We start from the raw sequence: 24,023 nt of genomic DNA, 5'->3' as shown, positions 1-24,023 counted from the left end.
GGGCCTCAGTAGGTCTGCGCGTCGATGGTGCGCAGGGTGTGGTCGACGCCGAGGTCCTCGCACACGGTGGCGAGGGCGGACGCGAGCGCCTCACCGGCGTCGCAGACCACCTCGACGACCATGGCGTAGACGGGCTCGGTGTCGGCACCGAGGACGCGGGTCTCGAGGTCGGTGACGTTCGCGCCGACGTCCGCCAGCGCGCGGGACACGCCGGCGAGGATGCCGGGCTGGTCGGCGCCGTAGACCGAGAGCAGGTGGGTGGGCTCGATGGCGCCACGGGAACCGTCGGCGCGCGACACCGAGATGGTCAGCCCGAGCTCGCTCGTCGCGGCCAACAGCGCCTCGCGCAGGTCCTCGGGGGTGTCGTCGGACGCGACGATGAGCACGATCGCGAAGTGGCCGCCGAGGATGGTCATCGCCGAGTCCTCGACGTTGCCGCCACGTTCGCGCAGGACCTCGGCGACGGCGGCGACGATGCCGGGACGGTCGGCGCCGACGGCGGTGACGGCGAGCTCGGCCACGGGTGCTGCTCCTCGGCGAGGTGACGGACGGCTGGTGCGTCGCGGCGGGCGTCGCGGCGAGGCAACGGACGGATGACGCGGCGCGGCGAGCGAGGACCCTACCCGTGTCAGGCGCCCGGTACCTGCGGGGGTGAGGTGCACGTCAGCGTCCGCTCCGGTACGGCAGCGCGCTCCGAACCCGCCACGACCTCGGGGCACCGCGAGGCACCGAGCTCACCGCAACCGAGGCACAGGTAGGTCACCAGGGTGAACCCTCGGACGCGATCGCGGTGCAGCTCGACCAGCGCCGGATCGACCACCGTGGGCCCGCAGCTCGCACAGACCACCGTCACACCATCGCTCACGCTCACCGCGTTCCCCTCCGCCCCGTGGACAGCATGGCAGCGACCCGGGGACCCGTCCAGACCCACAGATGGGGGGGTGACACCGGCGGGGTGGCGGGCGGTGGCGGCGACCGATGGTGGCGGACGGTGGCGGCGACCGGCAGGGTGGACACCCTCACCCCTGCGCCGGAAACCGCCCCATCGCTCCAACCCCGGAGGTCCACGTGGACGCCACCGTGCTGCTCGACGACGCGCTCAGCCGGCTGCCCGACCTCGTGCGCGATGCAGTCGCCGACCTCGATGACCTCGACCTCGCCTGGAGCCCCGCACCGGGTGCCAACCCGATCGGGTGGCTCGTCTGGCACCTGACGCGCGTCCAGGACGCCCAGATCGCACCGCTGGTCGACGCCGAGCAACTGTGGACGCGCGCCGGATGGGCGGACCACTTCGGGATCCCGGACGGTGCCAACGACCACGGCTACGGCTGGAGCACCGACCAGGTCGCGGCGTTCGAGGCCCCGTCGGCCCGGGTGCTGCTCGACCACCTCGACGCGGTCAACGACCGGTGCCGGGAGCTGGTCGCCGGACTGTCCGCCGACGACCTCGACCGGGTGATCGACGCCAGCTACGACCCGCCCGTCACCCTCGGCACCCGGCTGGTCAGCGTCATCGACGACGCCGCGCAGCACGCCGGCCAGGTCGGCTACGTCCGCGGCCTCCTCGACGCCTCCCGCTCCCCCACCTGACCGGCGTGCGGTCACGTGACGGTCGCATGCCCACTTCCTGGGCTCAGGCCCAGGAACCGGGGAGCTCCCGCACTCCTTCGACGGCCCGCCGCCCACTTCCTGGGCTCAGGCCCAGGAAGTGGAGGGGGTCGGGGGTGACGTCGGACTCACGTTGGGTCCGCCTGGGCGGCCTCCCTACACTCCGCGAGGCCGGACGTGTGTCCGTCCGCGGGTGCTCCCGTGGGCCGGCAGCCGTGCCGCGACCGCACCGCCACACGAGAGGGCCACTGCGTGGATGCCGAGACCGCTCTGATGATCTTCCGCGTCGTGGTCGGCACGGCCGTGATCGCGTTCTTCGGCGCCTGGGCGGCGCGTCGCGTCCTGTTCCTGGTCAAGCTCAACCAGGCCGCGCGACCCAACCCCGAGCGCAGCATGCGCAACGCCGCCAAGGCCAACCTGCGCCACGCGCTGGTCAACATCTTCGGCAACAAGAAGCTGCTGCGGTGGTCGCTGCCCGGCATCGCCCACTTCTGGGTGATGTGGGCCTTCTTCGTCGCCCAGACCACGCTGCTCGAGGCCGCGGGTGAGCTGTACATCGGGCCCGAGTTCAACCTGCCGCTGCTGAACTCGATCTCGCTGGCGGGGGTGACCGCCTACGACCTGCTGGGCTTCATGCAGGACAGCCTGGCGCTGCTGTCGCTGACCGGTATCGCGATCTTCGCCGCCATCCGGTTCTCGCAGGACCCGCGGTCCAAGGGACGCGAGTCGCGGTTCGCCGGCTCCAACCTCGTCCAGGGCTGGTGGATCCTCGGCGCCGAGTTCATGGTCATCTGGACCCTGTGGATCGCGCACGGCGTCCGCTTCGCCGAGGGCCACGCGCCGACCGAGGCCGCCTTCGTCTCGCGCCTGTTCGGCGACGCGTTCGCCGGGATGGACACCCTCACCCTCGAGTGGGTCGGTGCGGTCAACCTCGTGATCCACATCGCCATCGTCGGCGCGTTCCTGATCTTCACCCTGCACAGCAAGCACCTGCACATCCTGACCATCCCGTTCCAGGAGCTGTCGCGCGACCCGAACCGTGACAAGGCGCTCGGCAAGCTGTCGACCGAACTGATCGACATGGAGGCCATGGACGAGGACACCGTCCTCGGCGTCGGCCAGATCGAGCAGTTCACCTTCGACCGCTTCCTGGACTTCGAGACCTGCACCGAGTGCGGCCGCTGCCAGTCGCAGTGCCCCGCGTGGAACACCGGCAAGCCACTCAGCCCGAAGATGCTGATCCAGGACCTGCGCGACCACATGTACGCCAAGGGTCCGTTCCTGCTCGGCCAGATCGACGAGGCCGAGGCCGGCGACGTCATCAAGATCCCGCTCGTCGGTGACGCCCCCGGTGAGGCGGCCGTCATCGACTACGACGTGCTGTGGAGCTGCACCACCTGCGGCGCCTGCGTCGAGGAGTGCCCGGTCGACATCCAGCACGTGGACACCATCGTCGACATGCGCCGCTACAAGGCCATGATGGAGTCGAGCTTCCCGCAGGAAGCCGGCGTGATGCTCCGCAACGTCGAGAACGCCGGCGACCCGTGGGGGGTCGGTCAGTCCAAGCGCGAGGAGTGGACCGAGAAGCTCGACTTCGACATCCCGGTCCTGCAGCCCGGCTCCGACGCGGGCGGCGAGTACGAGTACATCTTCTGGACCGGGTGCGCCGGCGCGGTCGACGACCGCTCCAAGAAGATCACCCAGGCGACCGCCCAGCTGCTCCACGACGCGGGCGTGAACTTCGCCATCCTCGGCAAGAACGAGACCTGCAACGGCGACCCCGCTCGCCGCCTCGGGATGGAGTACCTGTTCCAGATGCTCGCGCAGCAGAACGTCGAGCTGCTCAAGAGCGTCGGCGCCGACAAGACCAAGATCGTCGCCTGGTGCCCCCACTGCTTCAACACCTTGAAGAACGAGTACCCCGACTTCGACGGCAACTTCGAGGTCCTGCACCACTCCGAGGTGCTGGCCAAGCTCATCGACGAGGGGCGCCTGGTCGCCACCTCCGAGCTCGACAAGAAGATCACCTACCACGACCCGTGCTACCTCGGCCGTCACAACGAGGTGTACTCCACCCCCCGGAAGGTGGTCGACGCCGTCCCGGGCCTGCAGCCGACCGAGATGGGCCGCTGCCGCTCCAACGGGTTCTGCTGTGGCGCCGGTGGCGCGCGCATGTGGATGGAGGAGAACATCGGCAAGCGCGTCAACATGGAGCGCGTCGACGAAGCCCTCGAGCTGGACCCCGACCTGATCTCGACCGCTTGCCCGTTCTGCACCACGATGCTGTCCGACGGCATCGCGCAGAAGGTCCAGGAGGGCACGCTCACCGAGGGTCAGGTCGAGGTCCTCGACATCTCCGAGGTGCTGCAGCGAGGTCGCCTGCTGCCGATGGCGGCACAGGGCGTCAAGGGTGGCGACGCGCCGACCGAGCCCGAGCCCGCCGGCCAGCAGTAGACCGCGCCAGCATCGAGCCACCCCGAGCCCCGGCCACCGCGCCGGGGCTCGCCCGTGGGCGTAGAGTCCACCTCGTCCAGTTCGACCGACACCTCGGTCGGCGGAGGGGTTGGGGTGCGTCGTGGAACCGTGGCTCGTGGTGGCGGTGGTTGCTGCGCTGATCCTGGGCGTGGTCGTGCTCTACAACCGCCTCGTCCGGGCGCGGGTCCGCGTCGACGAAGCCTGGGCCCAGGTCGACACCGATCTGCAGCGCCGCCACGACCTGATCCCGAACCTGGTCGCGACCGTCCGCGGGTACGCAGGGCACGAGCGCGCCGCGTTGGAGGCGGTGGTCGAGACGCGGGCACGGGCCCTGCAGGCCGGCGACCCGACGGCCCGTGAGGCCGCGGAGGACGAGCTGGGGGCGGCCATCGGACGCCTGCTGGCGATCAGCGAGGGGTACCCGGACCTGAAGGCCGACGCGGGCTTCCGCGACCTTGCCGACGAACTGGCCGCCACCGAGGACCGGCTCGCGTTCGCCCGCGACTTCGCCAACCACCGCGTCGCCACCTACCACGAGCTCCTCGGGACGTTCCCGTCGGTCCTCGTGGCCAACGCCTTCGGCTTCGAACGACGCCGTCTGTTCGCGGTCGATCACGCCGGGGCGCGCCGCGCGCCCGAGGTGGAGCTGTCGTCCGGAGGTGCAGCGTGAAGACCGGGACCAAGACCCTGATCTCGGCCATCCTCGTGGTGGTCTACGCCGCCGCGATCCTCGTCACCGCCGTCCTGGTGCCCAACCTCGGCCGCGACCGCGCGTTCACCATCGACCAGTTCACCCGAACGGTGAGCCTGGCGCCCGGCGGTGAGCTCGACGTCTCCGAACGCATCGAGGTCACCTTCCACGAACCTCGCCGGGGCATCTTCCGCGACCTCGAGCTCGACGGCCCCGCGGGCCGCGTCACCTACCAGGTGCGCAGCGTCGACCGCGGCACGGATGGTGACGGCTGGCACTACGTCCAGGAGCGCACCCCGGACGGCGAGCCGCGGATCCGCATCGGCGACGCGGCCATCTGGCTCGACCCGGGCCCGCAGACCTACCGCCTCGGGTACACGGCCGCAGGGTTGAGCTTCCGTCCCGAAGCTCGCCCCGACCAGGTCCAGCTGCGGATCGACGTACCCGGCGACGCCTGGCCGACCGACGTGACCGCGACCGAGCTGGTGGTGCAGCTGCCGGCCCCTCCCACCGACGTGCGGTGCGTCCACGGCCGCACCGGCGCCACCACCGCCTGCGAGGAGGCGCAGGTGACGGGCACCACCGTGACCCAGCGCATCCCGCCGCTGCCGCCGCGCGCGACCGCCACCGTCGCCGTGGAGGTACCGGCGGTGGCGCTGCCCGCCGGACCGGCGTTGCCCGAGCGGTCGGTCCGCGAGCTCGGCGATCGCAGCCTCCTGGCCCCCGTCGACGTGCCGGCCGTCCCCGGGGCCCTGTTGGTCGCCGGCCTCGTCGCACTCCCGGCACTGGCGCTCGAAGGGGCACGGTCACGGCGGGTCTACCGCGACGAGGTGACCGACGCCGCTCTGCACGACCGCGAGGCCCCCACCGCCGAGCTCGAACCACCCGACGGGCTCGCCCCGGTCGAGCTCGCGGCGCTGCTGCGCCGCAACCCCGACCACCAGCAGCTGCTCGCGACCCTCGTCGACCTCGAGATCCGCGGTGTGGTGGCCACCTCCAGCGGACGGGGCGGCTCCCCGCTGACGATCGGTCCCGGCCCCCAGGCGCGTGAGGCGCGACCGTGGGAGGCCGCGATGCTCGAAGGCCTGTGCCCCGGTGGTACCCCGCTGACCTTCCGCGACAAGTACGCGCCGGAGACGGCCAAGCGTTCCGGGGCGGCCCTCGGCGCCCTCGGTCGTCACGTCATGGGCATCCTCGGGGGCCGCAGCCGCTACACCCACCGACGTGGCGGTGCGCTGCGAGGCAACGGCTACTCCCTGCTCGTGCTGCTGTCGCTGGTGCTCGGGTGGATGGTCGCCGTGGCCGGGGCGCGGCTGCTCGGTGTCGGCCTCAGCCTCGCGGTGGTCGCTGTCGTGGCGCTCGTGGTCACCTGGATCGGGTTGGCGACCGTGTGGCGCCACGAGCGGCTGCCGCTGACCTCCGAGGGCCGCGATGCGATCGCTCGCGCCCGCGCCTTCCGCAGCTACCTCGCCGAGGTGCACGCCGACCGCCTCGAGTTCGCGGCATCACAGGCGGAGATCGGGACGACGCACCCGGCGGTGGCGCTCTTGCCCTACGCCATCAGCCTCGGGCTCGCCGACTCGTGGCACGCGCGGTTCGAGCCGTTGATGCAGTCGGCGGCCCAGGACGGGCGTGCCGGCGCCACGAGCGCGAACACCTGGTACGTGCACCGCACCGCGTACACGGGCGCCGTTGCTGCACAGACTCGGTCCGTGACGGCACCGAGCTCGAGCTCCTCGGGCGGCGGTGGCGGAGGGTCCGGTTCGGGCGGTGGCGGCGGAGGCGGCGGCAGCTGGTGACACGCGACGGCACCGCTGCCGTCCCCTCGCGGGTCAGCGGCGCGCGAGCAGCCCGCGCGCCTCGAGCCACTCGGCGAGCTCGCCGACGTCGAGACCGAGCGTGATCGCCACCGTCCGCAGGTCGTCACCACGGAGGGTCAGGACCTGACCGTGGTGGTCACCGCGCAGGACCCGAACGTGCTGGACCAGCCGCTGCAGCGAGGCGACCTCCGGGTCGTCGACGATCGCGTGCAGCGCCGAGACCGACAGCCGCACCCCGGCCTCGCCGAGCGGTGTCGCATCCGGCCACCCGTCGTCGGGCAGGAGCTCGGAGACGGGTACGCCGTAGAAGCTGGCGAGCGCCGCGAGCTTGTGGGTCGCCACCGCGCGGTCACCCCGCTCGTAGGAGCCGACGACGACCGCCTTGAACCGCCCCTCCGAACGCTCCTCGACGTCCTGGAGCCGCAGACCCTGGGCCCGCCGCACGGCGCGGAGCCGGGCCCCGAGCCGCCGCTGGTAGCCGTCGTCGTCGATCCGGTCCTCCGTGCTCGGCGCGTGCGCCGCAGCGGTGGCCGGACCTTCGAGCGGTCCGGCCACCCGCGACACCGGCAGCGGTCCGTCCCCGACGCTGTCCGGCGCGAGCGCGAGGTGGGTCCGTTCGTCCACGCTGCACTCCCCTGTCATGCGGTGAGCGTCGCCGCGTCACGCCAGGTCACCCAGCGGTGGCTGGCCGTGCAGCCACCGCGCCCCTGCGCCCGTCACCGCACGGTGACGCCACGGGCGGCCAGCTCGTCCGCGAGCTCGACGGTGTCCTTCCCGAGCACGTGCCCGAGCGCCATGAGGTCGTCGTGGCGGACCGCGATCTCACGCGAGCGCGTGTCCCCGCGCTGCCAGCGGATCTGTTCGACGAGGCGAACCAGGGGCTGCAGCCAGGGGTCGTGCTCGGCAGCGACCTCGAGCGCCTCCAGGTCGAAGCGCAGCGCTCCGAGCGGGCCGGTGGCCCGCTCACGGCCGAGGTCGGCGAGCAGCTCGGCGACCTCGACCTCGAGGAAGCTGGCCAGCTCGGTGAGCCGGGCCGCGGACACGGCCCGGTCACCGCGCTCGTAGGACCCGATCACCACGGCCTTCCAGCGCCCGCCGCTGCGGTCCTCCACGTCCTGCAAGGTGAGGCCCCGCGCACGGCGGGCCTCGCGCAGGCGCCGGCCGAGCGCCCGCTGGAGGGCTCCTTCGGCGTCCTGCCGCGACGGCACGCCCCCCGGCTCCGCGTCGTCGGCGGCGTGCCGCAGGGCGGCGGGCTGGTCGTCGGTGGTGAGCATCGGTGGTGGCTCCTCGGTCCCTCGTGAGAGCGTCCGCGGGGCCCGGGAGGTGACGCGCCGTCGCGTCACCGTGCGCTCCACGAACGGACATGGCCGTCACGGACCGTGAGGCGCACGACCACGGGGGGAGCCGGGCAACGGTGGCGAAGGGCCGCGCCGCCGCCCTCCCCGGCCGCGGGGGCAGGCCCGTGGGGGCGCCCGGCACGAGAGACCCCCGGCGAGGGGATCGCCGGGGGTCGGAAGTCGATCCGGGTCAGGGGTCCCACGACACCGAAGGGGACGGACGGTGCCGGAGGTCCGACCACGAGGGTCGGTCCGGATCCACTCTCGCGGTGGGGTCCACCCTGAACGGGCGTGCCCCGTTGCCGACGCTACCCGTGGTGACAGGACGTCACCAGGCGCTGGCCGAAGGTGACGTTCCGGCGTGCGCCGGCCGCGCCCGGACAGCCTGCTCACCGCGCGGGGGCCGGTGGCCAGCGGCCCGCCCGCCAGCTCAGCGCGGGTCGAAGTTGCGGACGTACTCCGAGGCGGTGGGTCCCGCCTGCCCCTGGTACTTCGAGCCGAGACCGGCCGAGCCGTAGGGCCGCTCCGCGGGCTTGTCGAGCGGGAAGAAGGCCAGCTGGGCGATCCGCATCCTCGGGTAGAGCAGGATGGGCAACGTCGCGACGTTGGACAGCTCGAGGGTGACGTCGCCCGAGAAGCCAGCGTCGATGAACCCGGCCGTCGAGTGGATCACGAGGCCGAGCCGTGCCAGGGAACTCTTGCCTTCGAGGCGCGCCACGACGTCGTCGGCGAGGGTGACGCGCTCCAGGGTGGCGCCGAGCACGAACTCGCCGGGGTGCAGCACGAACGGCTCGCCGTCCTCGACCTCCACGCGTTCGGTGAGGTCGGGTTGCTGCGCCTTGGGGTCGATCGCGCGGTAGCGGTGGTTGGCGAACACACGGAAGGCCGGGTGCAGGCGGACGTCCACCGACGACGGTTGGATGGCGTCCTCGTCGAGCGGCTCGATGCCGATGCGCCCGGTGGCCAGCGCCTCGCGGATGGTGCCGTCGGACAGGATCACGCTGCGGGCCTCCTCGCCGTCGGGCGGGACGCTAGCCGGAGGGCGCGGGCCCCAGCGCGATCGGTGGGGCTACCGCTTCGGTGGCGGCGGCAACGGCCGCCCCGTGTTCGCGGGCCGTGGGGACGACGTGGCCGGAGGCGGCGGCGGCAACGCCCGCCCCGTGTTCGAGGTCCGTCGGGCCGACGGGGCCGACGGGGCCGACGGGACCGGCGGCAGCGGCGGTAGAGCCCGTCCCACGGACGTGGTCCGCGCGAGCGGCGGGCCTGACGTCGGCGACGGGCTGACCGGCCGCCTCGGCGCGCCGGCGAGGACCTGCTGGAGGATCAGCTTGACCTTCGCATCACCCACCTTCGGGTACTGCGGCGTGGCTTGACCCGGGTTGGTCGGCTGGAGCACTGCGACGAGGCGGTGGAAGACCTCCTGCGCGACCGGAAGCATCTGGTCGACATCCAGCTTGCCCGCGCGCACGAGCACCTGCAGCTCCTTCTGCACGGTCGTGGCGTCGCCGTTGTAGAGGCCGTGGCTGCGGAGCCACTCGTCGACCCCGTGGTACGCGTTGAGGTAGAGCTGGGACTCCCCGACCCGCCCGAGGGTCGACTTCTCCAGGCCCTGGGCCGCGTCCACGGCGCCCTTCATCTGCGTGGCGGCCGTCCCCGCGCCCCACGTGGACACCAGGGTGTTGGCCTGCTGCTGCTTCCTCACGTGGTCCTGCACGGCCTGGAAGCGCGACACCGTGGCGTCGATCTCGGCGCTCGTCAGGAGCCCACTGAGTGCCGACCGCAGGTCCGCATCGGTGACCTTCAAGATCCGCTTCCCGAAGCCCTCGTCGACCAGATCCGGGAGGGCGAGGTAGTTCGGTGACGTCCGCGAGGACCGATGGTCGGGGGTGGTCATGTTCGCCCCGAACGCCATGTCGTTGTCGATGCCGGTGACCCCGACGACCTTGCCGGCCGCGTCGTGCGCCACGTGGTAGTTCCCTTCGTGGCGGTCGAGCTGGCCCGCGATCACGTCGATGAGCTGGAGCTTGTTGAGGCAGCTCTGCAGGGTCGCGTCCTCGAGGTCGACCACCTCGCCCGGCTTCGTCGCTCGCGCGTGTTCCCTGGCGGTCCGGGTCACCCGCTCGGCCTTCAGCAGCTCCCCCATCGAGGGGCCGGCGGCCTTCTCGGTCACGAAGCCGAACTTCGTACGTGCGGTGGCCGGCGCCTTGCCCTTCGCGCCCGATGGGGTCGCGCTCGTGTGCACGGCGAACTCGGTGCGGGCGATCACATCACCACCGAGCAGCTGGTCGAGCCGGTACATCGCCAGCGACCGGCCCCCGTAGTTCGGGTCGTGCTGGTGGATGCCCACCGCCTTCTCGTTGTGCAGGACCGCCGCGTTGAAGGAGCGGTCCTCCTTGAAGTAGCCCTCCTGGATGGGCGAGCTCGCGCCGTAGGCCACGTAGTCCAGCCGGTTGACCCCCCCGCCGACCGCACTGTCCTTCGTCGCGGTGAGGTAGAAGTCGTCGAGACTGCCGCTCAGCTCGAAGCGGCCGGCCTGCAGGTCGGAGACCTCGGCCCCGACCCGGACCAGGAACAACGCGATCGCCTGCCGCTTCTCGTGCTTGGCCCGCAGGTCCTCGTCGTCGTGGTGGATCGCGGAGCGCGCACGGAGCCGGTCCACCTCGGCCTGGGCGGCGTCCTCGTCGTTCGACGTCCGCCACGCGAGGGCGACCTTCTCGAGCTTCTGCAGCTCCGTGAGGAGCTTCGCCTTCAGCTTCTGACCTGCCGGGGTGCTCGCGGTCCCGCCGTTGACGGCCGCGAGGTAGCGCATCTCGAGCGACTCGTAGGAGGAGACCTTGGACAACAGGTCGTTCCACTTCGAGCTGAGCTTGGTCTTCTTCTTCCCGCCGAGCTGCTCCAGGGCCTTCTTGCTGCCCCTGAGCTTGGCGTGCACGAGCTGTGGTCCGTCGCTCGCCGCCGAGGTCGGGTGCTGCACCGCGTGGGCGACCTCGTGGGCGAGCAACCCGAGGCCCTGCCGGCTGCCGGGGTCGTACTCGCCCGGAGCGAAGTGGATGTCGGTGCCCTGCGCGTAGGCGTGGGCTCCCAGCTCCTGGGCGGCACGCTGCGACGACGGCCCGGTGTGGATCCGGACCGAGCTGAGGTCGCCGTCGACGAAGCGTTGCAGCAGCGCCTGGTGCGGTTCGGCGAGGGGCGCTCCGGAGAGGGTGCCACGCTGATCGGGGACCGGCGTGGCGAGGATCGCCCGCCTGGCGACGGCATCGGCCGCCGCCTCGTGCGCGGGATCCTCCGCCGCCACGTGGGTCCCACGGCCGAGGGTGGACGCGACGGCCGCGTTGCCGGCGGCGCGCTGGAGGTGGGTGACGCCCGCGTGGCCAGCGGGCCCGGCAGGCAGGTGCTCATCACCCGGGTGGGGGCGCTGGGGTCCGGCGAGGACCCGGCGGAGCGAACGGGCGGCGTACATGGCTACCTCGCTGGTGCCACGTCGGAACGCAGCCTCGTGGTCCACCCCGGAGGTCACTCTGACGTAAAGCAGCGCCCCTGTCGAGGGCGGTCACCCTCCGTCACGCGTGCTCCGCAAGCAGCGACGAGCAGGAGGTCGCGCCGTCCACGCCGAAACCAACCGGTATCTCGGCACCCATCGGTAGGAGCGACACGTGCGTGGAGCAGGACGAACGCTGGCCGCAGCGCTGACGGCGGCGCTGACCGCGGCGACGGTGGTGGCGCTGACCGGGCCGGCGTCGGCCAGTCCCCCGGCCTACGGGCCCGCGGTGCAGCTCGACGATCCGAGCCACGTCGGCGAGGGGTACGCCGCCACCATCCGCCGCACCGAGTTCGGCATCCCCCACATCCTCGCGGCGGACTACGGCGACATGGGGTTCGGCTACGGCTACGCCTTCGCCGAGGACAACATCTGCACGGCGGCCGACTTCTACGTCACCGTCCGCGGTGACCGGTCGCGGTTCTTCGGTCCGGACGGGTCCTGGACGTTCCACGGCAACGGCACCACGCACGGCAACCTCGACTCGGACGCCTACTACCGCGCCATCAACGCCAGCGGCCGCATCGAGGAGCTGCTCGACCAGCCGCCACCACACGGTCCCTCCGACGGCCTGGTCGAGGGCGTGCGTGGGTACGTCGCCGGGTACAACCGATACCTGGCCGACGTGGGTGGTCCCGACGGGATCTCCGACCCCGCCTGCGCGGGCCAGGAGTGGGTCCGGCCTATCACGGAGCACGACGCCTACCTGCGCTTCTACCAGCTGGCCAGCCTGGCCTCGACGGGCATCGCGATCGGTGAGATCGGCGGCGCGACGCCGCCAACCCCCGACCTCGGTGGGGCCGGTGATGGCGACGGGCGTGACGCGCCCGAACTCGGCGACCTCGCCGACCTGCTCGACCCGGACGCGGCACCGGTGCCGGTCGATCAGCTGCCCGACATCCCGGGTGTCAGCGCCACCCAACGCAGCGCCGTGGCCGACTTCCCGAACCGGGCCGAGGGCATCCTCGGCATCGGCTCGAACGCGTACGGCTTCGGGGCCGAGGCGACCGAGAACGGCAGCGGCCTCGTCCTCGGCAACCCGCACTTCCCGTGGCAGGGCGGCGAGCGGCTCTACCACGCCCACCTGACCATCCCCGGGGTCCTCGACGTCCAGGGCGCCTCGCTGTACGGGGTCCCGATCGTGCTGATCGGCACCACCGAGGGTGTGGCCTGGTCGCACACGGTGTCGACGGCGTTCCGCTTCACCCCCTTCCAGCTCACCCTCGTGCCCGGATCGCCGACCACCTACCTGGTGGACGGTCAGCCGCGCGAGATGGAGCGACGCACGGTGACCGTGCCCGTCCGCACCGAGGACGGCGCCATCGACGAGGTCGAGCGGACCCTGTACTGGACCGACTACGGCCCGATGATGACGGGGATCCTCGGCCTGCCGCTGTTCCCGTGGACGCCGGCGGTCGGTTTCGCGATGGGCGACGCCAACGACCACCTGCGCTACCTCAACCACTTCTTCGAGAAGAACCACGCGCAGAGCGTGCGGGACCTGCGTGAGCTGACGGTCCGGAACCAGGGCGTGCCGTGGGTCAACACGATCGCGGCGGACGCCAGCGGCGAGGCGTACTACTCGGACGTCTCGGTGGTCCCGAACGTGCCGGACGACAAGGTGACCGCCTGCCCGACGGCCCTTGGCATCGTGACGTTCGCGGCGCTCGGGCTGCCGGTCCTCGACGGGGCACGTTCGGACTGTGGCTGGGACACCGACCCGGACGCGGTCGTGCCCGGCATCTTCGGCCCGGACAACCTGCCGGTGCTGTTCCGTCACGACTACGTCCACAACGGCAACGACAGCTACTGGCTGTCCAACCCCGACGAGCCCCTGACCGGCTTCGCCCGCATCATCGGTGACGAGGAGACCCCGCGGACCCTGCGCACCCGCGTCGGCCTGCAGATGGTCGCCGACCGGTTCGCCGGCGTGGACGACTGGGGCGACGAAGCCGGCCGCCTGTGGAACCGCCCGATCCTCGAACAGGCGGTGTTCGACAACCGCCAGTTCGCCGGCGAACTGACCCGCGACGACCTGCTCGACCACTGCCGGTCGGTGCCCGGCGTGCCGACCACATCGGGACCGCCGGTGGAGACCGCCGAGGCGTGCGACGCGCTCGAGGGCTGGGACGTGCGCGACGACCTCGACTCGACCGGCGCGATCCTGTTCCGCCGCTTCGTGAGCAACCTCCAGGGGATGACCTCACCGGTCGGCGACCCGACGGGCACGGGAGTGCTCGGCCTGCCGTGGACCACACCGTTCTCGGTCGACGACCCGATCGGCACGCCGCGCGACCTCAACACCCTCGACCCGCGGGTGTCGATCGCCCTCGGTGACGCCATCGCGGACCTCGACGGCGCCGGCATCCCCTACGACGCGCCCCTCGGCGAGTGGCAGTACGAGACCCGCGGCACCGGCGAGCGCATCCCGATCCACGGGGGGCCCGGTGGCGTCGGGGTCTTCAACGCCATCAACGTCAGCTGGAACCCCGAGACGGGGTACCCGCGGGTCACCCACGGCAGCTCGTTCGTGATGGTCGCCACCTGGCAGGACGAAGGCTGCCCCGTCGACGCGTCCGCGATCGTGACCTACTCGCAGTCCGACGATGTGACCTCGCCCCACCTCGCCGACCAGACCCGCGAGTTCTCCGAGAAGCGGTTCGTGCCGATGCGGTTCTGCGAGGAGGACATCCTCGCCGACCCGGCCCTGACGGTGACCACGGTGACGTCCGAGGGTGGCGCGTCGGACGGTGACGGCGGGGTCGGTGGCGACGACCGTGACCCACCGGGGTCGGACCGGGCGGACGAGCGCCGCAGCGACCGGGGGCGGGAGCGCGCCGGTGGCGACGGTCGCGGCGGTGACGGTGGTGCGACCGGTGTGGCCGGTGTCGCGATGCAGCCGGCGAGCGCCCAGCGGCCCGTCACCGGGACCTCGACGGCCGGCCTGCTGGCGCTGGCGCTGCTCGGGGCGAGCCTCGGTCTGCGGCTGCGTGGCCGCCGCGGAGCGGGTGTCTGACGACCGTCGGGTGTCAGACGACCGCCGGGCGGCTCACGATGTGAGGAGCGTCGTGAGCTCCCCGCCGGTCGTGAGCTGCCCGGCGCCTCGGTGACGGTCCGCCCTACGGGAGGACGATGGGGATGTCGCGGCGGAGGGCCTCGAGGGCGGGGCCGTACATCCCGGTCCTGATCGCCGCCAGGGTCGGGCCGGCCTTCGGCGCGAGGGCCTCCGCACGCCCGGTCGCCGTCGCCAGGACCTCGTCCTCGCCGACCGCGGCGTCGACGATGCCGGCGGCGAGCGCGTCGTGCCCGCCGTAGCGGTGGGCGGTCGTCATGGCCTGATGGGCGGCGGCCGGCGTGAGGCGTGCCTGGATCAGCGCGCTCATACCCGGGGTGAACGGGATGTTGATGTCCACCTCAGGCAGGCACCAGAACCCGCGGTCCGCGCGGGCCACCCGCTGGTCGTGCGCGAGCGAGAGCATGGCGCCGGCGGCGAAGCAGTGCCCCTGGATCGCGGCGACCGACGGGACCGGCGAGCTGAGCAGCCGGGCGAACAGCCCGTGGACGCGGTGGACCACGTCCGCGACCTCGTCGGCGTGCTCAGTCATCCAGGCGAGATCGAGCCCGTTGGACCAGAACTTGCCCGTCGCGCTGGTGACCAGCGCGCGTGGGCCGTCGGCGCGCTCGACGATGTCGAGAGCCGTCTCGATGTCGTCGAGCCACCCCGGGTTGAAACGGTTCTCGCCGTCCCCGATGTCGAGGACGAAGACGTCACCGTCACGACGCAGCTCTGGCACGAGGCAGCTCTCCCGGGCAGCGGTCGCCGAACCCTAGGTCGCCGACCAGCCCCGAGGGCGGCCGGCCCCATCGCCCCGGCCCGGGCGCGAGCCGCCCGACGTTGCAGGAGAGGTCAGCCGCGGGATACCGTCCGCGCCTCCTGCGGGTGTAGCTCAATGGTAGAGCTCTAGCTTCCCAAGCTAGCGACGGGGGTTCGATTCCCCTCACCCGCTCCACACGAAGCCCCAGGTGAGAGCAGGTTTCCTCGCCTGGGGTTCGTTGCGCCCGGGGCCGCTCTGCTCCCATCCTGCTCCCACGCGCTTCGACGTCGGCACTGGGACGGTCGGTTCTCAGTCATCGCTCCCACCTCGGATCGTCGTCAGGTTCGCCTGCGGTCGGACGGTTCGGACCCCGTTGCTCGGCATCGCGGCTCGTCGGTTGGCCGCCGAACACCGCGTCCATGAACTGCTCCGCGGCCTCCGGCTGCATGCCGGGCATCACGTGCGCGTAGGTGTCCAGCGTGAACGCCACCGAGCTGTGACCGAGCCGCTCCGAGACCACCTTCGGGTTGACGCCTGCACGAAGCAGGAGCGTCGCGTGCGTGTGCCTCAGATCGTGGAGGCGAATCCGCGGAACGTCGGCAACCAGAACAGCGCGGCGGAACGCCTGCGTGATCGCGGGAGGGTTCCACCACCGCCCGTCGAGGCGCGGGAAGACGAGATCGTGATCCTCGGTGCGCCACGGCCGCACCTCCTCCATAGCGGCCTTGTGCGCCCGGAGGACCGCGACGGTGCGGCCATCGAGGTGGATGGTCCGGGCGGAGGCCGAGGACTTCTGCTCTTCCATCAGGATGAAGTCGTAGACGCCGTCCGGACCAGGCACGACCGTCCGCCGGACCTGCAGGTGCGCAGCCTCCAGGTCGAGGTCCGACCAGCGCAGCCCCAGGAGCTCGGAGCGACGGATGCCGGTGCTGGCCGCCATGAACCACGCGGTGTGGAGCTCGTCACCCTCGGTCTGCTGGAGGAAGCGGCGCAATTCGTCGGCGTTCCAGGTCTGCATCCGGCGGCGCTGTGCTGCCTTCTCGATCCGGGCGGCCGGGGGGTCCGCGAGAACGGCTGGGTTGCGCTCGAGGAGGCCCCAGCGGACGGCATCGTTGAGCGCCTTGCGGAGCATCGCGTGGATGCGCCGGACGGTCGTCGCTGACAAACCCCCTGTGTCATCACGGCGGCCGTCCACCATCAGGTCGGCGTAGAGCCGGTTGAGGTGTGCCGACGTCAGGTCCTGGAGCCGGATGGCGCCGATGTGGGCCACCACGTGCAGCTCGAGGTTCAACCGTCGGTCGTTCCAAGTGCTGTGCTTGACGCGTGGGGGCGCGGTCGCAGGCAGCCACTCCTCAGTCAGGTAGTTGCCGAGGGTGATCGCGTTGTTCGCGACGTAGCCGCCCTGGTGGAGGGAGGCCAGTAGCTCGGTAAGGGCGCGATCAGCGTCCCGCTTGGTCTCGAAGCCGCTCCGGAAGGTCTCGCGCCACCGACCGCGATCGTCTTTGGCGATCTTCACCCGGAAGGCCCAGTTCACGGTCGTCGCGCCGCACTTGGCACAACGCCGTCCCTCGACGCGGCGACCGCAGCCGCTGCACCGCTTGAACACGCTGCCCTTCATGCCGGCTGTGCCTCGTCAGCCAGGAGCAGCAGCGCTGCGTCGTCGGCGTCGAGGCCGAGGAGGTCGAGGAGTCGCATGGTCGGCACGAGCAGCCGTCGCCCGACCCGGATCGCGGGGATCTCGCCGCGGGCCGCTGCCCGGTAGGTGGTTCGGACCGGTAGGCCGAGCAGCCCCCCTGCCTGCTCGACCGTGATGGTGGGTGGCAGGGCTTGCGTCGTCGTCATCGCTCAGCTCCTCGTCAGGCGGCTCGCCGCTCCTTCCCCCAGGTACTGCACCTCCGTGCCACTCACCAGTGACAGACGGGCGCATCGCGCACTCCCCTGCCGCGTGCTGCCACGCGGAACTCGCTTCGAGCCCGAGGTTGCCCGCACGTGGCCATTGAGGAGCAGACGGGCGCATCCGATGCTCAAGGCGTGCGCTGGGCCAAGCAATCGCGATCGCAGCGCCGTTGCCCCTCATGGCCAGCGGCTCGATCACCGTCGCGTAGCAGCGGGACAATCACACCTGCGGTCGCTGCGGCGACGCCGCCAGCTACGAGAGGGATGGCAGCACGGCTGCGCCGGACACCCCGACCGGATGCGACGGTCTAGTAGGAGCTTGCCCGGGTTGACTCCGTGACGAGTTGATGGTTTACTAGAGAACTACTTCTCAGTTGACCTTTACCTAGGGGTGACTCTTTATGACTGCGACCGGTGCCTCGCCCTCCGCGTCACCAGAGCGCTATCGCGCGACACGCGAGCTGCACCGCAAGCCCCCACGTGACACCTTCGGGACGTACCTCCAACTGCGCGCAGTTACGCGGAGGCTCGAGGAAGAGCTTGAGACGTTCCTAGCTCGCCACGACGTGACGACAGCTGAATTCTGTGCTCTGCGGCTGCTCGTGGGTGACGGACCCCAGTCGCTGTCCCTTCTCAGCCGATGGGTATCCATCAGCAATGGCGGCACCACCAAGCTCGTTGACCGCTTGGAGGCACGCGGCTTGGTTGCGCGCATTCGCGACCTGAGCGACCGCAGGGTCGTGCATGTCGAGCCGACAGCTGAGGGCACCGAACTCGTCCAGCGCGTGTTTCCCGAGCACCTCCGGAACATCGAAGCGCTGATGGACAGCCTCGATGGCGACCAGACTGGCCAGTTGTTCGACTTGCTGACGCTGCTGCAGGCCGGCATCAACGATCGAGTGCTCAGTCGTGTACCGGGAGCACCAGACCCAGGGGTCACCTAGCCCTAATCGCTCAAGACCCTGCGGGAGGGGATCCGATGATACCGAACCGTTCCTTGCACCTATCTCTGGCCGTCGTTTCGGCGATGGTCCTGACCGCGTGCGGGGGAGGTGAGGAAACCACCGCGCCGGACACGCCGACTGACGAGCCCACGGCTCCTGAGGAGACGGGTACTGATGCGGACGACGGCCAGGACACAACGGAGCTCACCGACGTCTCGTTCAGTGCCGTGCCGTCCATGACATCGATCGGCCTGCACGTCGCCAACGATCTTGGCTACTTCGAAGAAGAAGGCATCCGCGCCGAAATCGTCGACTTCGACAGCGGGGCCGCATCTGAGCAGGCCATGCTCACCGGGGAGGTCGATTATGGCGCGGGGGGCGTCGTTAGCACCCTGCTCATGGAAGCCGCTGGAGAGGATGTCACTAACCTCGTCCTCTTCCAGAGCAAACCGATCTTCAGCTTCGTCGTTCGCTCGGATCTGGCGGGCGAAATTGCCGGCCTCGAGGACCTCGAGGGTCGCACGGTCGGAATCTCCTCCCCTGGGTCGCTGACCGACTTCTTCGCACGCCTCAGCCTCCACGAGGTCGGTCTCGACCCCGACTCGGACGTCGATCTGGTCGCCACAGGCGGCACGAGCGGGCACGTCGCTGCGCTGCAGGCCGAGCAAGTCGATGTCCAACTCACCTGGGAGCCTGGCACAACCCAGATCACCGAGGTGACAGGTGTTGGCGAAATGCTCGTAGACCTGCGAACCGATGAGGCCCCGGGGGTCGTCGGTGAGCTCATCGGCAGCTCGCTGCAGGCGCTCAACAGCACGATCGAGGAGGACCCTGAGCTGGCCGAAGCCATCGTGCGCGCCGTCGTGAAGGCTGACAACGCCATCGCGGAGGACCCATCGGTGCTCGCCGACGCGCTTGAGACCCATCTGTTCAGTGACCTGCCCCGTGAACAGATTGAACGCATCGCCGAGATCGAAAGCGCTTCGTTCAGGCCAAGCATCACCGAGGACGAGATCCAAGCCTGGGTCGACGCCTACATGGAGCTCGGGTTCTTGGAAGAGCCAATCGAGCCGAGCGCGGTGCTCGACGACCGATTCGCCGACCTCTGGCAGTAGTGCGGTAGGAAGTTGCTGACGATGACCACTGCCACCATGACGGGAGCGGACGTGAGGACGGAGGGCTCGATCACCGTCGAGTCCGTCGGCCTCACGTTTCCCCCCAAACGGGCCGGTGACGAGGCTGTTGCCGCACTCAAGGACGTCACACTCGAATGCAAACCGGGGGAGTTCGTTGCGCTCATCGGCCCCAGCGGATGCGGGAAGTCGTCCTTGCTGAACATGGTCGCTGGCCTCTTGGCACCGACGTCGGGGGACATTCGCGTCGACGGCGATGCAGTTTCCGGCGTCCACCCGAAGATTGGCTACATGTTCCAGACGGACACGCTGCTGCCGTGGCTGACCGTCCTGGCAAACGTGGGCCTGCCGCTGGAAGCCCGCGGCGAGAAGGTCGACCGGCAGCGGTGCCTGGACCTGCTCGGCCGCGTAGGCCTCCAACGGTTCGCCGACCACCATCCGGCTGAGCTGTCCGGCGGGATGCGCCAACGGGTCCAGATTGCTCGAGCGCTCGCGCAGGATCCTGAGATCCTGCTGATGGACGAGCCGTTCGGGTCCCTCGATGCCCAGACCAAGATCCTCATGCAGGACCAGTTCCTCGAGCTTTGGGAGCGGACGGGCCGCACTGTCATGTTCGTCACCCATGATCTGCAGGAAGCCCTGCGCATGGCGGATCGCGTGGTTCTGCTATCAAATCGTCCAGGCACCGTGAAGACGGTCTTCGACGTTGACCTGCCCCGCCCTCGCCGCGTAGACGAGCTCGCTCAGAACGCCGCTTACCAGACGCTGTTCGCGACGGTCTGGCGCGACCTGCGGGACGAGATCACGGTCGCCTCGGAGTGGACCGGAGGTGAGTCCAATGGATGAGCCCCGTTGGATCGCTCTACGTGACGCTGCTTGGCGAATTGTGATTCTGGCGACCTTCCTCGGTCTATGGGAGCTCACCGTGGAGCTCGGCCTCGTCCGCGACCTATGGATCAGCCGACCGAGCAAAATCGGCCAGTGGCTCTGGCGCGAGGTGCCAAGTGGGAAGTTCATGGGGCACCTGTGGCTGACAACAAAGGAGACCCTCCTCGGCCTCGCACTAGGCTCGCTCGCCGGGCTGCTGACCGGCTTCCTTCTGTCGACCTCTCGACGGGTCTACCGGATACTTAACCCGTTCATCATGGTCCTCTATAGCTTGCCGCGCATCGCGCTTGCCCCGCTTTTCATCGTATGGTTCGGCATCGGGGAGGCGTCCAAAGTCGCCCTTGCCTTCTCGCTTGTCTACTTCGTCATGCTCTTCAACACCCATGAGGGCGTGCAGAGCGTTCGGCAGGAGCTTATCGGCGCCGTCCGCACGATGGGAGCGAGCCGGCTGTTCATCTACCGACGTGTCATCGCGCCAGCGTCCGTCCCGTTCCTGGTCGCAGGGCTCCGCGTCTCCATCGGCCTGGCCCTGATTGGCGTGATCGTCGGCGAGATGCTGGCGGCCCGTGGCGGCCTAGGGCAGCAACTCGCGCAGGGGGCTAGCCTCTTTCGAACCGACGCCGTAATGGGCATCATTGCCGTCCTCGCAGTGATGGCCCTGGTCGCGAACTCGGCGATGGGCTTGCTTGAGCGACGCCTGCTGCACTGGCGGCCGGGGGTCGAGGCATGACCGAGCCAGTACACGTGTCGGGCGTCGGCATGACCCGTTTCGGCAAGCATCCTGATCGAACACTGAAGGACCTCGCTGGCGAAGCGCTGGATGCCGTGTTTGAGGACGCAGGGCTCAAGCCGGTAGACCTCGACGTGGCCTACTGCGCGAACTCGGTCGCCGGCATAGTTACCGGCCAGGAGGCCATCCGCGGTCAGACTGTCCTTCACCCATACGGCATTGGAGGCTTGCCGGTCTTCAACGTTGAGAACGCCTGCGCTAGTTCGTCGTCGGCGGTCCATCTCGCATGGCAGGCCGTCATGTCCGGAACGGCCGACACCGCGTTAGTCCTCGGCTTCGAGAAGCTGCACCACCAGGATCGCGCCGTTTCATATCGAGCACTCGCTAGCGCCGTGGACGTGGAAGTGCATCCGCCGGGCGAGGGATCCCCGTTCCTTAGACATGCGGCGGAAGCGGCCGAGGCCTACCTGGCGCGCATCGGGGGAGACCAGCGAACGCTGGCTCAGATCGCGGCCAAGTCGCACCACCACAGTTCCCTGAACCCCTACGCGCAATACCGTGAACCCTATACCGCCGAGGAGATTCTCGCGTCCCCCTCCGTAGGGGGGGGTCTCACTCGGCTAATGTGCGCTCCTATCGGTGACGGCGCCGCTGCGCTGCTCCTATCCCGCCAGCCGGGACACGGCGGACGTCCGGCCGTCAGAATCGCCAGCACAGTTGTCGGGTCTGCACACCCTCACCGCACCGACGTGCCGCCCATTGCCGAGCGAGTCGCCACACTGGCCTTCGGCGCGGCGGGTCTCGCCCCTGGCGACGTCGACGTCGTCGAACTACACGACACCACGGCCTTCAATGAACTGCGCCTCTACGAAGAGCTCGGCTTGTTCGCACCGGACGAGCTCGTCGACGTCGTGGCCGGAGACCGCACGAAGCTAGGTAGCGCCGGTCCGGTCGTGAACCCCTCCGGGGGCCTCGTGTCGCGCGGTCACCCGGTGGGCGCGACCGGCGCGGCGCAGCTGGTCGAACTCGTGTGGCAGCTGCGTGGCGACGCCGGCGAGCGGCAAGTAGAGGGCGCCCGAATCGCACTGGCGCAGAACGGCGGTGGTCGCGTCGGGCACGAGACCGCCGCGCTGGCGGTCACGCTTCTGGAGCGCTCGTTGTGACGGCCAGGCTTCTTGAGTCCAAGCCAGCGATCGTGACCGGCGGCGGGACAGGAATCGGGCTCGCCATCGCGGCCCGGCTCGTCGAGCTCGGCGCCCAGGTGGCCATCACCAGCCGCGCCGAGGAACACCTTGAGGAGGGCGGACGCTTGCTCCGGGAGCGGACTGGCTCCGACGTGCTGACCGTCGCCTCCAACGTCCGTGACCCCGATTCCGTGTCGGCGATGGTGGACCGCGTTGCCACTCAGCTCGGCTCGCCGACCATTCTCGTGAACAATGCGGCGGCCAACTTCGTCTGTCGCGCCGAGGCACTCTCACCCAATGGCTGGCGTGCAATCCAGGAAACGGTCCTGTGGGGCACCTGGTTCTGCTCGACCGCCGTCGCCCCACACATGTTCAATGCCGGAGGCGGCGTGATCTGCAACATCCTGTCCACCGTCGCGATTTCTGGGGCGGCGGGGCGCTCGCACTCAGCCTCCGCCAAGGCCGGTGTGGCGTCCCTGACGAAATCGCTCGGTGTTGAGTGGGCCGACCGGGCCGTGCGCGTGGTCGCGGTCGCTCCGGGCCCGGTTGACACCCCCGGGTCGCGGCAGAGCGTCTGGGGCGATGGCGCCGATGACATCAGCTCGCACCTGCCCATGCAGCGTATGGCCGACCCCGCGGAGATCGCGCGTGCCGTCGGCTTCCTGTGCTCCCCGGACGCCAGCTACGTCAACGGCGAGACGCTCGTTGTCGACGGCGGCGCGTGGCTCGCCGGCGCTACGTACGGACCGGGGCTTCAGGACGAACCCAACAGGAGCAAGTCATGACGAACATCCACGAGCTGAGCGCTCCCGAGGTCGAACTGCAGCTGCGTGCCCGCACCGTCGCAGACGACCTGCTGCCGACCACCCGCGAGGCCGACCGCGTTGGTGGCTTCAGCGACGAGTGGCAACAGATTCAGAAGCGCCTCCACGACGAGGGCTACCTAACGATGTACCTGCCGCCCGAGGACGGCGGCTGGGCGGCGTCGATCACCGACCTCGTGCTGGTCCAGGAACAGTTTGCTCGGCACGACGGTGGCTTCGCCAACGTCATCTCCCACGAGGCGTGTGCCTCCACAATGCTCCAGTTCGCCCAGCGCGAAGTACGCGACCACTACATCGAGCGGATGGTCGCCGGCGAGTTGACAGCCATCTGCATCAGCGAACCGACGGTCGGCACTGACATCGCCAACATGGGAGCCCGCGCGGCCCGTGAAGGTTACGGCTACCGCCTATCGGGTGACAAGCGCTACATCTCGCTGGGCGCGGCTGCGGACATCCTGCTGTTCTTCGCGCTCACCGATCCCAAAGCCGGCCTGCGGGGTGGAATCAGCGCGTTCGTCGTCGACCGGCACCAGGACGGCATCGACATCCAGCCGCCCGAGGACACGCTCGGCTTCCGCCTCTTGCCGCACTCTGACATGACGGTGCGCAATGTCACGGTCCCCGAGACCGCACGGCTGGGTGACGAGGGCGAGGGCCTGCGGATCTTCGGTGAGGGGCTCAACCTTGGTCGTCTCGGAGGCGGCACCCAAGCGATGGGCCTAGCCGTCGGCGCCTACGAGCGCGCCCTCGCGTTCGCGCGGGAGCGGGAGACGATGGGCAGGCCAATCATCAAACACCAAGCCATCGGCTTCAAGCTCGCTCAGATGGAGGTGGACGTTGAAGCCATGCGGTCTTTGACCTACGCGACTGCCCGTTGGCTCGACCGCACCGGAGATATCGGTAGCCGTGACGCATCGATGAAGGTCGCCGTCGCAAAGACGCACAATACAGATGTCGCGCTTCGCGTGTGCGGCGAAGCCGTCCAGATATTCGGGGCGCAGGGCATCTGGCGCAGCAACGATGTCGAGCGCCTGTTCCGTGACGCCAAGGTGAGCCAGTTGGTCGACGGCCCCAACGAGCTCATGCGCTTGCGGATCGCCAACACGCTGGCCCGCGGCTGAAACTGGCAACAACGAGGGA

General features: G+C 70.1%; 21 protein-coding genes and 1 tRNA gene. 13 read left to right on the top strand and 9 right to left on the bottom strand.

What is annotated here, in order from left to right:
• Positions 1-5: 5 nt before the first annotated feature.
• Together NITAL_RS05665 and NITAL_RS27865 are read right to left on the bottom strand one after the other, a co-directional pair.
• Positions 6-521, bottom strand: coding sequence for a glycine cleavage system transcriptional repressor (locus NITAL_RS05665; RefSeq protein ID WP_052665166.1), 516 nt, complete (start codon positions 519-521; stop codon positions 6-8).
• Between the two features lie 107 nt (positions 522-628).
• On the bottom strand, positions 629-871 hold the full coding sequence (locus NITAL_RS27865; protein WP_052665165.1) for a hypothetical protein: 243 nt from the start codon (positions 869-871) through the stop codon (positions 629-631).
• 197 nt (positions 872-1,068) lie between these two features.
• On the opposite strand from NITAL_RS27865, the gene NITAL_RS05655 reads away from it, so the two are divergent.
• The 4 genes from NITAL_RS05655 to NITAL_RS05640 all read left to right on the top strand — a co-directional run bounded on the left by NITAL_RS05655 (position 1,069) and on the right by NITAL_RS05640 (position 6,573).
• Positions 1,069-1,590, top strand: coding sequence for a mycothiol transferase (locus NITAL_RS05655; RefSeq protein ID WP_052665164.1), 522 nt, complete (start codon positions 1,069-1,071; stop codon positions 1,588-1,590).
• A gap of 270 nt (positions 1,591-1,860) precedes the next feature.
• Entirely contained in the window at positions 1,861-4,062 is a 2,202-nt protein-coding gene (locus NITAL_RS05650) for a (Fe-S)-binding protein (protein ID WP_211262222.1), read from the top strand.
• Between the two features lie 121 nt (positions 4,063-4,183).
• A complete protein-coding gene (locus NITAL_RS05645) occupies positions 4,184-4,753 on the top strand; it encodes a LemA family protein (RefSeq protein WP_052665163.1) in 570 nt (189 codons plus the stop codon).
• Entirely contained in the window at positions 4,750-6,573 is a 1,824-nt protein-coding gene (locus NITAL_RS05640) for a DUF2207 family protein (RefSeq protein WP_052665162.1), read from the top strand. The genes NITAL_RS05645 and NITAL_RS05640 overlap by 4 nt, the downstream gene beginning before the upstream one ends.
• Before the next feature lie 33 nt (positions 6,574-6,606).
• Here NITAL_RS05640 and NITAL_RS05635 read toward each other — a convergent pair whose 3' ends face one another.
• The 4 genes from NITAL_RS05635 to NITAL_RS05620 all read right to left on the bottom strand — a co-directional run bounded on the left by NITAL_RS05635 (position 6,607) and on the right by NITAL_RS05620 (position 11,391).
• Positions 6,607-7,218 (bottom strand): transcriptional regulator, encoded by a 612-nt coding sequence (locus tag NITAL_RS05635; protein ID WP_245617665.1) that lies wholly within the window; start codon positions 7,216-7,218, stop codon positions 6,607-6,609.
• Between the two features lie 92 nt (positions 7,219-7,310).
• Positions 7,311-7,868, bottom strand: coding sequence for a helix-turn-helix domain-containing protein (locus NITAL_RS05630; protein ID WP_083441254.1), 558 nt, complete (start codon positions 7,866-7,868; stop codon positions 7,311-7,313).
• A gap of 493 nt (positions 7,869-8,361) precedes the next feature.
• On the bottom strand, positions 8,362-8,931 hold the full coding sequence (gene dcd, locus NITAL_RS05625; RefSeq protein ID WP_052665161.1) for a dCTP deaminase: 570 nt from the start codon (positions 8,929-8,931) through the stop codon (positions 8,362-8,364).
• Between the two features lie 69 nt (positions 8,932-9,000).
• Entirely contained in the window at positions 9,001-11,391 is a 2,391-nt protein-coding gene (locus tag NITAL_RS05620; RefSeq protein WP_157041646.1) for an eCIS core domain-containing protein, read from the bottom strand.
• A 193-nt stretch (positions 11,392-11,584) separates the two neighbouring features.
• Here NITAL_RS05620 and NITAL_RS05615 point away from each other — a divergent pair, with 193 nt between their 5' ends.
• A complete protein-coding gene (locus NITAL_RS05615) occupies positions 11,585-14,485 on the top strand; it encodes a penicillin acylase family protein (protein WP_052665159.1) in 2,901 nt (966 codons plus the stop codon).
• Between the two features lie 103 nt (positions 14,486-14,588).
• Here the strand turns inward: NITAL_RS05615 and NITAL_RS05610 are convergent, their stop codons facing one another.
• Positions 14,589-15,263, bottom strand: a complete 675-nt coding sequence (locus NITAL_RS05610) for an enoyl-CoA hydratase-related protein (RefSeq protein WP_052665158.1) — start codon at positions 15,261-15,263, stop codon at positions 14,589-14,591.
• Positions 15,264-15,405: 142 nt separating this feature from the next.
• Here NITAL_RS05610 and NITAL_RS05605 point away from each other — a divergent pair.
• Positions 15,406-15,479, top strand: a tRNA-Gly gene (locus tag NITAL_RS05605).
• A 118-nt stretch (positions 15,480-15,597) separates the two neighbouring features.
• Here NITAL_RS05605 and NITAL_RS05600 read toward each other — a convergent pair.
• Positions 15,598-16,902, bottom strand: coding sequence for a site-specific integrase (locus tag NITAL_RS05600; protein ID WP_052665157.1), 1,305 nt, complete (start codon positions 16,900-16,902; stop codon positions 15,598-15,600).
• A complete protein-coding gene (locus NITAL_RS05595) occupies positions 16,899-17,126 on the bottom strand; it encodes an excisionase family DNA-binding protein (RefSeq protein ID WP_052665156.1) in 228 nt (75 codons plus the stop codon). Before NITAL_RS05595 ends, NITAL_RS05600 begins: the two co-directional genes overlap by 4 nt.
• Before the next feature lie 620 nt (positions 17,127-17,746).
• On the opposite strand from NITAL_RS05595, the gene NITAL_RS05590 reads away from it, so the two are divergent.
• The 7 genes from NITAL_RS05590 (at position 17,747) to NITAL_RS05560 (ending at position 24,004) form a co-directional block, all read left to right on the top strand.
• Positions 17,747-18,124, top strand: a complete 378-nt coding sequence (locus tag NITAL_RS05590; RefSeq protein ID WP_211262221.1) for a MarR family winged helix-turn-helix transcriptional regulator — start codon at positions 17,747-17,749, stop codon at positions 18,122-18,124.
• Between the two features lie 83 nt (positions 18,125-18,207).
• Positions 18,208-19,239 (top strand): ABC transporter substrate-binding protein, encoded by a 1,032-nt coding sequence (locus NITAL_RS05585; protein ID WP_211262220.1) that lies wholly within the window; start codon positions 18,208-18,210, stop codon positions 19,237-19,239.
• A 21-nt stretch (positions 19,240-19,260) separates the two neighbouring features.
• Complete coding sequence (locus tag NITAL_RS05580; RefSeq protein WP_052665153.1) at positions 19,261-20,103, top strand: ABC transporter ATP-binding protein; 843 nt, start codon at positions 19,261-19,263, stop codon at positions 20,101-20,103.
• Positions 20,104-20,182: 79 nt separating this feature from the next.
• Positions 20,183-20,875 carry an ABC transporter permease gene (locus NITAL_RS05575; RefSeq protein WP_169786743.1) on the top strand — a complete coding sequence of 231 codons (693 nt, stop codon included), beginning with the start codon at positions 20,183-20,185 and terminating at the stop codon, positions 20,873-20,875.
• A complete protein-coding gene (locus NITAL_RS05570) occupies positions 20,872-22,038 on the top strand; it encodes a thiolase family protein (RefSeq protein ID WP_083441252.1) in 1,167 nt (388 codons plus the stop codon). Before NITAL_RS05575 ends, NITAL_RS05570 begins: the two co-directional genes overlap by 4 nt.
• Complete coding sequence (locus tag NITAL_RS05565) at positions 22,035-22,844, top strand: SDR family oxidoreductase (protein WP_052665150.1); 810 nt, start codon at positions 22,035-22,037, stop codon at positions 22,842-22,844. The genes NITAL_RS05570 and NITAL_RS05565 overlap by 4 nt, the downstream gene beginning before the upstream one ends.
• Complete coding sequence (locus tag NITAL_RS05560) at positions 22,841-24,004, top strand: acyl-CoA dehydrogenase family protein (protein ID WP_052665149.1); 1,164 nt, start codon at positions 22,841-22,843, stop codon at positions 24,002-24,004. The genes NITAL_RS05565 and NITAL_RS05560 overlap by 4 nt, the downstream gene beginning before the upstream one ends.
• Positions 24,005-24,023 lie beyond the last annotated feature (19 nt).

Origin of the sequence: Nitriliruptor alkaliphilus DSM 45188, assembly GCF_000969705.1 — a bacterium.
In the GTDB taxonomy this organism is placed as follows: Bacteria; Actinomycetota; Nitriliruptoria; order Nitriliruptorales; family Nitriliruptoraceae; genus Nitriliruptor; species Nitriliruptor alkaliphilus.
The sequence above is the reverse complement of the archived record's forward strand: the minus strand, read 5'-3'. Positions and strand labels throughout refer to the sequence as shown.

Excerpts from the sequence above, each read along its gene's own strand:
- NITAL_RS05580 (WP_052665153.1), top strand. The coding sequence starts at position 19,261 with ATGACCACTGCCACCATGACGGGAGCGGACGTGAGGACGGAGGGCTCG.
- NITAL_RS05560 (WP_052665149.1), top strand. The coding sequence starts at position 22,841 with ATGACGAACATCCACGAGCTGAGCGCTCCCGAGGTCGAACTGCAGCTG.
- NITAL_RS05585 (WP_211262220.1), top strand. The coding sequence starts at position 18,208 with ATGGTCCTGACCGCGTGCGGGGGAGGTGAGGAAACCACCGCGCCGGAC.
- NITAL_RS05630 (WP_083441254.1), bottom strand. The coding sequence starts at position 7,868 with ATGCTCACCACCGACGACCAGCCCGCCGCCCTGCGGCACGCCGCCGAC.
- NITAL_RS05620 (WP_157041646.1), bottom strand. The coding sequence starts at position 11,391 with ATGTACGCCGCCCGTTCGCTCCGCCGGGTCCTCGCCGGACCCCAGCGC.
- NITAL_RS05570 (WP_083441252.1), top strand. The coding sequence starts at position 20,872 with ATGACCGAGCCAGTACACGTGTCGGGCGTCGGCATGACCCGTTTCGGC.
- NITAL_RS05600 (WP_052665157.1), bottom strand. The coding sequence starts at position 16,902 with ATGAAGGGCAGCGTGTTCAAGCGGTGCAGCGGCTGCGGTCGCCGCGTC.
- NITAL_RS05595 (WP_052665156.1), bottom strand. The coding sequence starts at position 17,126 with ATGACGACGACGCAAGCCCTGCCACCCACCATCACGGTCGAGCAGGCA.